The organism is Actinomadura meyerae (genome assembly GCF_900188445.1).
Taxonomy (GTDB): Bacteria; Actinomycetota; Actinomycetes; order Streptosporangiales; family Streptosporangiaceae; genus Spirillospora; species Spirillospora meyerae.
On the sequence record NZ_FZOR01000035.1, the window covers coordinates 56850 to 69117 of the forward strand.

14 protein-coding genes are annotated in these 12268 nt (G+C 74.9%); 3 read left to right on the forward strand and 11 right to left on the reverse strand.

The annotated features are described in order from the left end of the window. Positions 1–9: 9 nt before the first annotated feature. The 3 genes from CHF16_RS29100 to CHF16_RS29110 are packed head-to-tail and all read right to left on the reverse strand — an operon-like array spanning position 10 to position 2591. Complete coding sequence (locus CHF16_RS29100; protein WP_089329338.1) at positions 10–1050, reverse strand: dipeptidase; 1041 nt, start codon at positions 1048–1050, stop codon at positions 10–12. Positions 1051–1083: 33 nt separating this feature from the next. Continuing rightward, complete coding sequence (locus CHF16_RS29105; RefSeq protein WP_089329339.1) at positions 1084–1782, reverse strand: hypothetical protein; 699 nt, start codon at positions 1780–1782, stop codon at positions 1084–1086. 8 nt (positions 1783–1790) lie between these two features. Beyond that, the gene (locus CHF16_RS29110; RefSeq protein WP_089329340.1) at positions 1791–2591 is read right to left on the reverse strand and encodes a glycerophosphodiester phosphodiesterase family protein; all 801 of its coding nucleotides are present in this window, start codon (positions 2589–2591) and stop codon (positions 1791–1793) included. Positions 2592–2704: 113 nt separating this feature from the next. On the opposite strand from CHF16_RS29110, the gene CHF16_RS29115 reads away from it, so the two are divergent. Then, positions 2705–2926: an EF-hand domain-containing protein gene (locus tag CHF16_RS29115; protein WP_089329341.1), complete on the forward strand. Its 222-nt coding sequence runs from the start codon at positions 2705–2707 to the stop codon at positions 2924–2926. Between the two features lie 21 nt (positions 2927–2947). Here the strand turns inward: CHF16_RS29115 and CHF16_RS41005 are convergent, their stop codons facing one another. The 8 genes from CHF16_RS41005 to CHF16_RS29160 all read right to left on the reverse strand — a co-directional run bounded on the left by CHF16_RS41005 (position 2948) and on the right by CHF16_RS29160 (position 10513). Further along, entirely contained in the window at positions 2948–4783 is a 1836-nt protein-coding gene (locus tag CHF16_RS41005; RefSeq protein WP_218826889.1) for an SAM-dependent methyltransferase, read from the reverse strand. 147 nt (positions 4784–4930) lie between these two features. Then, the gene (locus tag CHF16_RS29130; RefSeq protein ID WP_089329342.1) at positions 4931–5737 is read right to left on the reverse strand and encodes a rod shape-determining protein; all 807 of its coding nucleotides are present in this window, start codon (positions 5735–5737) and stop codon (positions 4931–4933) included. Further along, positions 5737–6087: a TraR/DksA C4-type zinc finger protein gene (locus CHF16_RS41575; RefSeq protein WP_179271754.1), complete on the reverse strand. Its 351-nt coding sequence runs from the start codon at positions 6085–6087 to the stop codon at positions 5737–5739. Before CHF16_RS41575 ends, CHF16_RS29130 begins: the two co-directional genes overlap by 1 nt. Before the next feature lie 142 nt (positions 6088–6229). After that, positions 6230–6799, reverse strand: coding sequence for a TrmH family RNA methyltransferase (locus tag CHF16_RS29140; RefSeq protein WP_089329344.1), 570 nt, complete (start codon positions 6797–6799; stop codon positions 6230–6232). Further along, the gene (locus tag CHF16_RS29145) at positions 6796–7410 is read right to left on the reverse strand and encodes a class I SAM-dependent methyltransferase (protein ID WP_089329345.1); all 615 of its coding nucleotides are present in this window, start codon (positions 7408–7410) and stop codon (positions 6796–6798) included. Before CHF16_RS29145 ends, CHF16_RS29140 begins: the two co-directional genes overlap by 4 nt. An 84-nt stretch (positions 7411–7494) precedes the next feature. Further along, positions 7495–8442, reverse strand: a complete 948-nt coding sequence (locus CHF16_RS29150; RefSeq protein ID WP_089329346.1) for a VWA domain-containing protein — start codon at positions 8440–8442, stop codon at positions 7495–7497. Then, a complete protein-coding gene (locus tag CHF16_RS29155; protein ID WP_089329347.1) occupies positions 8439–9503 on the reverse strand; it encodes a DUF58 domain-containing protein in 1065 nt (354 codons plus the stop codon). Before CHF16_RS29155 ends, CHF16_RS29150 begins: the two co-directional genes overlap by 4 nt. Further along, positions 9500–10513, reverse strand: a complete 1014-nt coding sequence (locus CHF16_RS29160) for an AAA family ATPase (RefSeq protein WP_089329348.1) — start codon at positions 10511–10513, stop codon at positions 9500–9502. Before CHF16_RS29160 ends, CHF16_RS29155 begins: the two co-directional genes overlap by 4 nt. Positions 10514–10683: 170 nt before the next feature. Here CHF16_RS29160 and CHF16_RS29165 point away from each other — a divergent pair, with 170 nt between their 5' ends. Next, complete coding sequence (locus tag CHF16_RS29165) at positions 10684–11466, forward strand: hypothetical protein (RefSeq protein ID WP_089329349.1); 783 nt, start codon at positions 10684–10686, stop codon at positions 11464–11466. A gap of 123 nt (positions 11467–11589) precedes the next feature. Then, positions 11590–12234 carry a LysE family translocator gene (locus CHF16_RS29170; RefSeq protein WP_089329350.1) on the forward strand — a complete coding sequence of 215 codons (645 nt, stop codon included), beginning with the start codon at positions 11590–11592 and terminating at the stop codon, positions 12232–12234. Positions 12235–12268 lie beyond the last annotated feature (34 nt).

The following is a 12268-nucleotide window of genomic DNA, read 5'->3' on the forward strand; positions in this document are numbered from 1 at the left end:
CCTGCACTTCTAGGCGGGGCGGCCGAGTTCCTTGCGGAAGAGGCGGTGGACGTTCTCGCCGAGGATCTTCCGGATGTCGGACTCGGCGTGGCCGCGGCGGACCAGGGCCTCGGTGACCAGGGGCAGGCCGCGCGGGCCGTCCAGGCCGGGGACGACGGCGTTGACGTCGAACCCGGCCAGGCTGCTCAGGTCCTCGCAGCAGGGCGGGGTGAGTTCGAGGCTGACCTCGCGGATGAAGTCGGGGCCGAGGCCGACGTGGTCGATCCCGGCGACGGCCGCCACGTGCTCGATGTGCTCGGCGAGGCGGTCGACGGTGTAGCCGGCGGGGTCGTCGCTGAGGAAGCCCGCGAGGAAGTTGACGCACACGACCCCGCCCGTCGCGGCGATGCCGCGGATCTGGTCGTCGGTGAGGTTGCGGTGGTGGTCGCGCAGCGCCCGGGCCGAGGAGTGGGTCGCCATGACCGGGCGCGTGGCGATCTCCAGGACGTGGGCGACGCCGGCGGCCCCCAGATGGGAGACGTCGAAGATGACGCCCAGCCGCTCCAGTTCGGCCAGCGCGTCGGCCCCGGCGGCCGTCAGGCGGCTGCCCGCGGCGTCCTCACCGCTGCCGTCGGCCAGCGGGGTGCGGCCCCAGTGCGCGATCGAGGCCACCCGCACCCCGAGGCGGTGCACGGTGGAGAACAGTTCGACGTTCGCGTCGAGGCCGGGTGCGCTCTCCAGGGCCAGCACCAGGGCGATCTTCCCGTCGGCCAGCGCCCGGTCGATGTCCTCCCCGTCGAGGCACAGGCTCACCTCGGCCGCGTTGCCCTCGGCGAGGACGTGGGCGGCCTCGATCATCCGCAGGGTCTCGCGCAGCGCCCCCTCCGGGCGGAACCGGTCGTCGATGAAGACGGGCAGGACCTGCAGGTCCACGCCGCCGTCGCGGAGCTGGGGCAGCCAGCGGTCCCGGAAGAACCCGGCCCACTGCGCGGGCGGGCGCGCCGCCACGGCCATCAGCAGGTCGTTGTGGGTGTCGGCGACGACGGCGCGGCGGTGGAGGTCGGCGGGCATGTCGGTTCCCTTCTGGCGGCGTGCGGCCGCGGGTCACGCGTGCGGCTCGGCCTGCGGGCAGGTGCTCTCCGGGGGCGGCAGGTAGGGGCGGAAGTGGTCGGCGACGAGGTCGGCGACGGCGGCGGCGTCGCGGGTGCCGTCGACCTCGATGACGCGGACGCCCAGGCGGCGTGCGGAGCGGACGGCGTCCGCGGCGACGAGGCGGTCGCGCTCGAGGCGGTTGCGCTGGGCGCGGTCGGGGTCGCTGAGGCCGCGCGCGACGGTCGCGGCCCGGGGGAGGGTGCGCAGCTGCCGGTCGCGGAACGCCTCGGTGGGCACCATGACGACCATGCGCTCCGGCGAGCCGGCGACCGGGACGACCAGTTCGGGGCGCAGGCCCCAGCCCTCGGCGATCACGGGGCGTCCGGAGACCAGGGCGCGCAGGTCGTCCAGGGCCCATTCGAACCGCACGGGGAAGCCGGCGAGGGTCTCGGCGGCCATGGCCCGCGGGGTGGTGTCCACCCAGGCGGCCTCGGGGCCGGGGCCGCCGGGCGGTTCGCCGAGGCGGACCCGGCGCGCGACGCGGCGGTCGTTGTGGGCTCGGGCGTCGTGGTAGTCGTAGCGGTACACGGTCAGCCCGTACCGGACGGCCAGCAGCCGCGCCACGGTGGACTTTCCGGCCCACTGCCCGCCGCCGATCCACAGGGCGCGGGCGAGCGTGCCGCACGGGTCCCGGGCGTCGTCATCCGGCATGGGCGTCCTCAGGCGTCGCCGTGGGCCCACAGGCCGCGGGCGGACATGACGCGGCGGAGGGCCAGCAGATCGTCGGTCATGATGCCGTCGACGCCGAGGTCCAGGAGCCGCTCCATGGCGGCGGGGTCGTTGACCGTCCAGGCGTGGACCTGCAGGCCGAGCCGGTGGGCGTGCTCGACGAACGCCTCGGTGACGAACGGGACGGGGCCGAGGCCGTAGGGGACCTGGGCGCACGCGACGCCGGTGGCGGCGAGCCGGACGAGCTTGGCGGCGGGCCCGCCGTAGGACCGGGCGCGCAGCGCCATCACGCCGCGGGGGCCGAGGGCCATGCAGACGTCCCGGTCGGTGAACACGGGGAGGCGCGCGCGCATCTGGGCCAGGCGGCGGGTGGAGAAGGAGGTGATGCACACCCGGTTCCAGGCGTTGGTGCGGTGCAGCGTCGTGGCGAGCGGCCCGATGACGTTGGCGTCCTTGAGGTCGATGTTGACGCGCGCGTCGGGGAAGGAGCCGAGGACGTCCTCCAGGCGGGGGATGGGCTCGGTGCCGGCGATGCGGGCCTTGGCGACCTCGGTGTAGGGGAGCCGGGAGATGGTGCCGGTGCGGTCGGTGACCCGGTCGAGGGTGCGGTCGTGGAAGGCGACGACGACGCCGTCGGCGGTGGCGTGGGCGTCGGTCTCCAGGTAGCGGTAGCCGAGGTCGGTGGCGCGCTGGAAGGCGGCCATCGAGTTCTCCGGGCGCCCGGCCGCGCCGCCGCGGTGGGCGAACGGGATCGGTCCGGGATGGTCGAGGAACTCGTACGAGCGGCGCACCCCTCCGATTATTGCGGACGCGGCGATCACCCTCGACCTTACTACGTAAAGGGCGGGGGCGGGTGGCGCGGTGCTACGGTCGCCCCGCAATCGATCAGCGAAGGAGCGCCGGCATGGCGGACGTGAACGACTACAGGGCGACGTTCGAGCTCGTGGACGTCGACGGCGACGGTTACATCTCCACGGCGGAGCTGAAGAACCTGATGACCAAGCTCGGCCAGGACGTGACCGACACGCGCGCCGTGGAGGTGGTCGTGGCCGCCGACGCCAACCGCGACGGCAAGATCTCCCTGGAGGAGTTCGCGGAGCTGATGGAGCGGACCGCCCGGCCCTGAGGAGCGGCCCGCCCCGGGGGCTCAGCCCGGCAGCCGCCTGATCTTGAGGGCGTTGTCGGTGCGGGTCATGGTGCGCCCGTCCGGGGCGGTCTGGACCCGCTCGTGCTCGCCGCTGAGCAGTACCTCCCACGCGCCGTCGGGCAGTTCGAGCGAGGCCAGCACCTCCTCGGGGGTGGGCAGGTGCACTCCGGCGTGGGCGTCGGGGTCCCAGGGCGGCGGCCCGGCGTGGCCCACGACCAGCAGGACGCCGCCGGGCGCGACGGCCGCGGCCGCCGCGCGCAGGACGCGCTCGCGGGGCAGGGTCGTGGGGGAGTGCAGGAACTGGGCCGAGACGAGGTCGTACTCCCCCTTGGGGAAGGACTCGGCCAGGTCGCGGCGCTGGAAGTCGACGCGGTCGGCGACGCCCTCGTCGCGGGCGTGGCGGGCGGCGCGTTCGACGGCGACGGCGGAGATGTCGACGGCGGTGACGCGCCAGCCCCGCCGGGCGAGCCAGATGGCGTCGGCGCCCTCGCCGCAGCCGAGGTCCAGGGCGGTGTCCGGGGCGAGCCCGGTGACCTCGCGGACGAGGACGGTGTTGGGGTTGCCGCTCCAGATGCGGTCGCTCTCGGCGTAGCGGGAGTCCCAGAACTCCTGGCCGGTGACGGTGTCGTCCATGGGTCGATGGTGTGCGATGACCTCGGGTTCCGGCGAATTCCGTTGCCGTTCCCGCAAAAGCGGCAGGAGCGCGGCGGCTGCCATGGCGGGGGCGGCGGCGAGGGCGTAGGACAGGGGCAGGGGCAGGGCGTCCAGGTACACGCCGGTCGCGGCCGTCCCGCCGGCCGCGCCGAGGTTGAGCGCGGTGTTGACCCAGGCGGCCGCGCGGGTGCGTGCGGCGGGCGGTGCGGCCGCGTCGGCGACCAGGTAGGCGGCGGTCAGGACGGGGCTGATGAACAGCCCTGCCGTGCACGCCGCCGCCGTCAGCACGAGGGTGGACGGGGCGAGGCCGGCGGCGGCGAGGGCGGTGCCGAGCGGGACGAGGAGCGCGGCGATCCGGCGGTGTCCGGGCGGGGTGCGGCTCAGCGCGCCGTAGGCGAGCCCGCCCGCGGCGCTGCCGGCGGCGAGGGCGGCCTCGACCCAGGCGACCGCGGCGGGCTGGTGGTGCTGGCGGGTGAACGCGACGGCGAGCAGGGCGGTGGAGCCGAGGACGACGCCGGTGGCCGCGGCGGCGAGGCACGGGGCGAGCGGGATCGCGGGGCGGCGGGGGCCGGGGCGGTTCGCCTTCGGCCGGGGCCTGACGGCCGGTGAGGTGACCAGCCCGAGGGTGCCGGCGGCGATGAGGGCGGCGCTGAGCGCGATGCCGAACTCCGGGCGGGCGGCCGCGGAGAGCAGCCCGGCCAGCAGCGGGCCCGTGACGAACACGAGCTCTTCGCAGACGGTGTCGAGGCTGTAGGCGCGGCGGAGGAGCGGACCGTCCGGCAGGAGGGTGTTCCAGAGGGTCCGCATGACCACGCCCAGTGGCGGCATGGTGGCGCCGGCCGCGAGGGTGAGCGCGGTGAGCAGCGGCAGGGGCGCGCCGGGGTGCCAGGTGAGGGCGGCCAGGGCGAGCAGTGCCAGGCAGTAGGCGGCGGCCATCGGCGGGAGGGTGCGGCGCGGGCCGTGCCGGTCGATGAGCCCGGCGCGCAGGGGCGACAGGACGGAGACGGTGAAGCCGTTGAGGGCCATGAGGCCGCCCGCGCGGGCGTAGGAGCCGGTGGAGGCGGTGAACGCCAGGGTCAGGGACAGGAAGACCGTCCCGTAGGACAGGCGTCCGATCAGTGCGAGGGAGAAGGTGCGGAAGGCGTGGGGTGCGCGCAGGACGGCAGCGTACGACGGTGCCACGGAAGGTGTTCCTCATCGGGAGGGCCCGGGGGCCGGTTCGGGGGGACGCCGAAGGCCGCCGCGCCGGGGCGGCGGCATCTGGGCGTCCTACGCACGGATGAGGAACTGCACGGGCTGAGCTTAGCGCGCGGGTGCGGGGTGGGCCGGTCAGGTCCGGGTGAGCTGCCACAGGCCGGGGGACCGGCAGGCGCGGGCGAGGCCGCGGATGGTGGCGCGCGCCGGGTCGGGGGCGATCGTGACGGTGAGGCTCATCTCGGCGGTGAGGCGGCCGGGCAGGGACGGCAGCCGGGCGCCGCCGCCGGTGAGCAGGAGCCCGCCGTCGCGGGCGGGGCGGCGCAGCGGGGCGGGCAGGTCGTTCAGCAGGTGCGTGACGCCGCCGGGGATGCGCTCTCGGACGTACTCGGGCAGCCGGGGCGCGTTGTGCCCGGCGGGCCGTTCGGGGGCGTACTGGATGGAGCGTGCCAGGTGGACGCGGCCGCGCATGATGACGGCCATCTCCACGATCCCGGCGCCGATGTCGAGGATGAGGCGGGGCGTGGGGTCGCCGGGGTCGATTCCGGCGCCGATGGCGGCGGCCAGGGGCGCGTCCATGGTGCGGACGGGGCAGCCGGCGGCCGCGCGGACGGCGTTGGCCGCGCGGCCGAGCTGCGCGCCGCTGGCGGCGGCGGGCACGGCGAGCAGGATGTGGCGGAGCCGCAGGCCGGGGCCGGCCTCCTGCAGGGTGCGGCGGGTGAGCCGGGTGCAGGCGCCGGCGTCGGTGACGATGCCGTGCTCGATGGGGCGGGCGGGTGCGGTGCGGCCGGTGCGGCGGCCGGCGGGGGCCCGGACGTGGTCGCCGGCCGCGGAGGGGCGGTCGACGAGCACGTCCAGGGCGGGCACGCTGGCGCGGATGCGGCTGGTGCCGAGGTCGAGGGCGGCGCGGGCGCCGTCCGGTGCCGCCGCGGTGGCGGTCATCACCGCCGTCGCTGCTGGCAGGCCACGCAGCGGCGGGCGTAGGGGATGATCTCCAGGCGGCCTTCGGGGACGGCCTGGCCGCAGTCCTCGCACAGGCCGTAGGTGCCCTGGTCGAGGCGGGCGAGGGCCGCGTCGATCTCTTCGAGGTTGCCCTGGAGGGTGCCGCGGCGGGCCATGGCGGCCTCGTCGGGGGCGGCGGGTCCCTCGCCGTCGAGGAGGCCGAGTTCGGCGATGCGGTCGCGGCGCTCGCGCTCCAGGAGCTCGCGGGCCTGCCGCGCCGCGGCGCCGCCCGGCGGGTAACCGCCGGAGGCGTTGCCGACCGCGCCGTTGACCGCGCCGTTGACCGTCATCGCAATGGGCTCCCTTCGGTCGCCTGGGGTAAATGCGTGGCGAACCTCCACCATGGGGCAAGGGGCTGACGCCCACCATGGGGGCGGGCACCCATTTGCGGGGGGTGCGGGGGTGCAGACGGCCGGGCCCGGGGGGAGCGGGTCAGGCGCTCCATTCGCGGCGGCGGGCCTCGGCGAGGGCGATGGCGGTGGCGACGGCGACGTTGAGGGAGCCGACGCGTCCGATCTGGGGGATGTAGGCGACGGCGTCGGCGGCGGCGAGCAGGGCGGGGGAGCAGCCGTGGTCCTCGCCGCCGACGGCGAGGCAGACGTCGCCGTCGAGGGGGGCGTCGTGCAGGGGGACGGCGTCGGCGGTGAGCTCGACGGCGATGAGGCGCAGGCCCTCCTTGCGGACGGCGGCGGCGGCCTCGGCGGGGGTGCCGGCGTGCTCCCAGGGGACGAGGCGGTCGGTGCCGAGGGCGGTCTTGGCGACGCCGCGGTGGGTGGGGGGAGTGGCGTTGCCGGCGAGCCAGAGGTGCTCGACGCCGAACACGGCGGCGGTGCGGATGATCGAGCCCATGTTGAAGGGCTGGGTGACGGACTCGACGAGCAGTCCGAGGCGGGCTCCGGTGCGGCGGCGCCAGTCGCGGTTGAGGCGCTTGACGTCGGTGGCGCGCAGCTGCCGGCGGCCCGGGGCGGGCTCGGGGGTGCTCTTCGGGTCGCGGGTGGTCATCGGGTGGTGCCTTCCGTGCGGGACGTGACGCGCAGGACGCGGTAGGCGGACCGGGAGGCGATCCGCTCGGTGGGGAAGCCCTGGCCGGTCAGCCACCGCTGGAGGGAGTCGGAGCCGAGGTGCTTCTGGACGACGAGGTGGGCGGTGCCCTCGGGGGTGAGGCGGGGGAGCCAGGTGAGCAGGAGGTCGTGCAGGGCGGCCTTGCCGATGCGAATCGGGGGGTTGGACCAGATCGCGGCGAAGCGCAGCGCGGGGTCGATCTCGTCCCCCAGCATGAACCTTACATTGTCAAGGCCGGCGGCTTTGGCATTGCCCTCCGCGATTTCCAATGCTCGCCGGTTCACATCCACACCCCAGACTTTCCCCGACGGGGAACGCTTGGCCAGGGTGAGGGCGATGGGCCCGTAGCCGCAGCCGAGGTCGAGGAGGTCTCCGTGCCGCGGGGGCGGCGGGACGGTCTCCAGCAGGACGCGGGTGCCGGGGTCGACGCGGTCGGGGGAGAAGACGCCGCTGTCGGTGTCGAGCCGCAGGTGCAGGTCGGGCAGGACGAGGTCGACGGTGCGGCGCCGGCTGGCGGCGCCGGGCCGCTCGGCGAAGTAGTGATCCCCCACGTCCGTCGACGCTATCAGTGCGCGCGCGGCGCCCGGACCGGTCGCGCGGGCGGTCCGGGCCGACCGGCCGGGCGGGCGGGTCGGTCAGGGCAGGCGGGAGAACCAGGCGAGGGAGACGCCGCCGGCGGCGAGGGCGAACAGCAGCGCGATGCCGATGTAGCGGGCGGCGATGTCGCGGTGCTCGATCCGGAAGCCGAGGGAGGTGCCGATGTTGCCGTAGACCTCGTCGAGCTGCCCGGCGTCGGCGGCCTCGTAGGCCTTGCCCTCGGTGCTGTCGGCGAGGGTCTTGAGGGTCTCCTTGTTGACCGAGACGCTGGTGGTCTCGCCCTCGATGTCGACGGTGCCGTAGGGGGTGCCGAACGCGATGGTGGAGACGGGGATGTGGGCGACGCGGCTGGCGTCGACGGCCTCCTGGACGGAGCGTCCGGTGGTGTTGTCCCCGTCGGACAGCAGCACGATGTGGGCGGGCGGCGGGTCCTGGCTGGCCTCGGCGTCGAAGGACCGGACGGCCTGCAGGGAAGTGAACACGGCCTCGCCGATGGCGGTGCGCTTGGCCAGGGCGAGCTGGTCGAGGGAGGCGATGGCGGCGGCGCGGTCGGCGGACGGCGCGGCGACGAGGTTGGCGTTGCCGGCGAAGGCGACGACGCCGACGTTGAAGCGGCGGGGCAGGTCGCCGATGAACTTCTTGGCGGCGGCCTTGGCGGCGTCGAGGCGGCTGGGGGAGACGTCCCTGGCCATCATCGACAGCGACACGTCCACGGCGACCATGATGGTGGCGCGGTCGCGGGGGACCTTGACGGAGGAGGCGGGGCGCGCGAACCCGACCATCATGAGCAGGATCATGATGAGGAACAGGCCGGCGGCGACGTGCCGGCGCCAGCCGGGCCGCCGGGGGGCGACCTGGGAGAGCAGCGCGAGGTTGGTGAAGCGGACGGCGTAGCGGCTGCGGCGCAGCTGCAGGATCGTGTAGGCGGCGGCCAGCAGCGGCAGGAGGCCGAGCAGCCAGAGGCGTTCGGGTGACAGGAAGGTCATGGGCGCACTCCCCCGGTGGTGAAGGACCGTCCTCCGGCGCGGCGCTGGCGGAGGGCGAAGCGTGCGACGTCGGCGATCCAGTCGCGGTCGGTGCGCAGGACGAGGTGGTGGGCGCCGCAGCGGCGCAGGGCGGCGCGGTTGCGCTCGCGCTGGGCGGCGGCCGCGGCGGCGTACCGTTCGCGGGTGCGGCGGCTGAGCACGATCTCGTGGACAGTCCCGGTCTCGGGGTCGGCCATCTCGACGAGTCCGACGTCGGGGAGGTCGAGTTCGCGGGGGTCGATGATCTCGATGGCGAGGACCTGGTGGCGGGCGGCGAGGCGGCGCAGGGGGCGTTCCCAGTCGGGGCGGCCGTGCTGGTCGGCGTCGGCGGGGCCGGTGAGGGGGTCGGTGCCGTCGGGGGCGAGGAAGTCGGAGATGACCACGCGCAGGCCGCGGCGGGTCTGGCCGCGGTCGAGGGAGGTGAGGGCGGCGGCGAGGTCGCGGGGTGCGGCGGGGCCGGTGCGGGCGCCGGGGCCCTGCCCGGCGGACTGGGCGTCCAGGACGGACTGCAGGAGGGCGTAGAGGGCGGCCTTGCCGGTGCGGGCGGGCCAGCGGCGCACGCCGTCGGTGTGCAGGAGGTAGGCGCCGGCGCGGTCGCCGAGGCGGACGGTGAGGAAGCCGACGGCGGCGAGGGCGGCGACGGCGAGGTCGCGTTTGATCATGTTGCCGGTGCCGAAGTCCATGCTGGGGGTGAGGTCGACCAGGGACCAGGCTTCGAGTTCGTGGTCGGCGACGAGGTCGCGGACGTGGGGGGTGGTGGTGCGGGCGGTGACGGCCCAGTCCATGTGGCGGACGTCGTCCTCGCCGGGCTGGTAGAGGCGGGCTTCGGCGAGTTCGGTGCCGGGGCCGGGGATCAGGCCGAGGTGCTCGCCGTTGAGGAGGCCGTCGAGGCGGCGGGTGACCTGGAGTTCCAGGCGGCGCAGGGTGCGTTCGGGGGCGAGGTGGGCGAGCTTGCCTGCGGCGCCGCCGCGGCGGCGCCGTCCGGCGGCGGGGGTTCCGTGGTCGGCGCGCCGCGGGCTCATGCGGTGGTCACCGCCGCGGCTCCGTGGTTCCAGACGACGCGGGGCGGGGGGACGGCGGTGAGGATCTGGGTGATGACGTCGCCGGGGTCGATGCCGTCGGCGAGGGAGTCGAAGGTGAGGACGAGGCGGTGGGACATGACGTCGCGGGCGACGGCGCGGACGTCGTCGGGCAGGACGTAGTCGCGTCCGGACAGCAGGGCGAGGGCGCGGGCGGCGGAGGCCAGGCCGAGGGTGGCGCGGGGGCTGGCGCCGATCTCGATGACGCCGCGCAGGTCGGGCAGGCGGTACTGCTCGGGTTCGCGGGTGGCCATGACGAGCCGGACGATGTAGTCGGCGATGAGTTCGTGGACGGAGACCTCTTCGGCGGCGCGCTGGAGGCCGGCGAGGCGTCCGGTGTCGAGGAGCTGGGCGGCTTCGGGTGGGTCGACGCTCATGCGCTGGAGGATCTGGAGTTCCTCGTGGGCGGCGGGGTGGTGGACGTCGATCTTCATGAGGAAGCGGTCGCGCTGGGCTTCGGGGAGGGGGTAGACGCCTTCGGACTCGATGGGGTTCTGGGTGGCGAGGACGATGAAGGGTTTGGGGAGGGGGTAGGTGGTGCCGCCGAGGGAGACCTGGCGTTCGGCCATGACCTCCAGGAGGGCGGACTGGACTTTGGCGGGGGCGCGGTTGATCTCGTCGGCGAGGACGAAGTTGACGAAGACGGGGCCGAGTTCGACGTCGAACTGCTCGGTGGAGGGGTGGTAGATGCGGGTGCCGACGATGTCGGAGGGGACGAGGTCGGGGGTGAACTGGAGGCGGGCGAAGGTTCCGCCGACGACGCGGGCGAGGGTGCCGACGGCGAGGGTCTTGGCGACGCCGGGGACGCCTTCGATGAGGCAGTGGCCGCGGGCGAGGAGTGCGACGATCATGCGTTCGACCATGTGGTCCTGGCCGACGATGACCTTTTTGACCTCGGTGAGGGTGTTCTGCAGGAGTGCCGCGGCCTCGTCGACGTCGGTGGCGGTGGTCATGGTGGGAGTCCCCTCGCTGTCCCTGGTTCGCTGTCCCCGGTGGGCCTGTGCGTCGGTGCCGGTGGGCGTGTTACGACCCTACGCGATCACTTGTACCCGTTCGTTCGGGATACGTGCGCTCGGGTGGTGATCGGTTCGGGGGTGGGGGTGTGGTTGTTAGTGTTGCGGCCATGTCGAGGCCGTTGCCGCCGGGTGACCCAGTTCAGCTGGGGCCGTTTCGTTTGTCGGCGCGTCTGTCGGAGTCCGCCGCGGGGATCGTGTTCCTGGGGGTGGACGGTGAGGGGCGGCGCGCGAGTGTGGCGGTGCTGAACCGGGGTGCGGCGGGGGATGCCGCGGCGCGGGACCGGTTCCGTGCGGCGATCAACGCGGCGGTGCCGGCGGCGGGTGGTGTGCCGGGCGGGGGTCCGGGTGGGGCCGCAGGTGGGTCGGGTGGTCCGGCGCCGGTGGTGGCGGCGCATCCGGATGGTCCGGCGCCGTGGGTGGCGACGTCGTATGAGCCTGATCGGGTGGGGGCTGAGCGTTTCCTGGAGCCGGTGGTGTTCCAGGGGCAGGGTCGCGGGTGGTGGGGCGGTCGGCGGCGGGGTCCGCAGTTCCAGCCGTACTGGCTGGGGTCGGGTGAGCCGGCGTTGGAGGAGCCGCGGCCGGGGCCGCCGGTGGGTGTGCCGGGTGGGGCGCCGGTGGGGGAGCGTCCGCCGGAGCGGAGTCTGGTGGCGGCGGTGGTGGCGCTGGCGGCGGCGTTGCTGGTGCTGGCGTTGCTGATGGCGGTGCTGTTCGCGTGCCAGCCGACGGCGGAGGAGCCGGCTCCGGCGCCGCCGGAGCCGACGCCGACGTTCCAGCAGCCGTCGCGGCCGCCGACGCCGTCGCGGTCTCCGTCGGGGCCGCCGCGGTCGCCGACGGGTCCGCCGTCGCCGTCGCCGTCGGCTTCGGGTGGGGATGACGGCGCGCCGCTGTGACGGTGTGAGTGTGGTGTGAGTGTGACGGTGTGAGCCGCCGGGTTGTGGCCGGTGTCCGCTGCGCCCTGTTGTGGCCAGGTTTTGGCGTTGCGCGGGCGGGTGCGGGGCGGTGAGCATGGACGGATGGTGGAGAGTCTGCTGGCGTTCGCGGGCGCGGCGGTGCTGATCGCGATGGCGCCGGGGCCGAGCACGGTTGTGATCATGCGTGAGTCGGTGCGGTCGGGGCGTCGCGGAGGGTTGGCCGTGGTGCTGGGGAATGAAACGGGTGTGCTGGTGTGGGGGCTGGCGGCGGCGGTGGGGTTGTCGGCGTTGCTGGTGGCGTCGCGGTTGGCGTATGACGGGTTGCGGGTGGCGGGTGCGGTGGTGCTGGTGTGGTTCGGGGTGCGGGCGTTGTGGCGCGCGCGGCGTGGCGGTGGTGCGTCCGGTGGGGTGGTGGAGGAGTCGCGGGGTGTGGAGGGGGCGGGGTTGTCGGGGCGGCGGTGTTTCCGGTTGGGGTTGGTGACGAATTTCGCGAATCCGAAGGCGGGGGTGTTCGCGGTGTCGTTCCTGCCGCAGTTCGTGCCGGGCGGGTGGCCGGTGGGGTGGACGCTGGTGGGGTTCTCGGTGCTGTGGGCGCTGATCGACTTGCTGTGGTACGCGGTGGTGGTGTGGGTGGTGGGTGCGGCGCGCCGGGTGCTGGGGCGGCCGGGGGTGCGGCGGCGGCTGGAGCAGGTGTCGGGTGTGGTGCTGGTCGGGTTGGGGGTGCGGCTGGCGGTGGAGGCGCGCTGACCCCGCTGGGCGGTATGCCTTTTTTGGCACATTT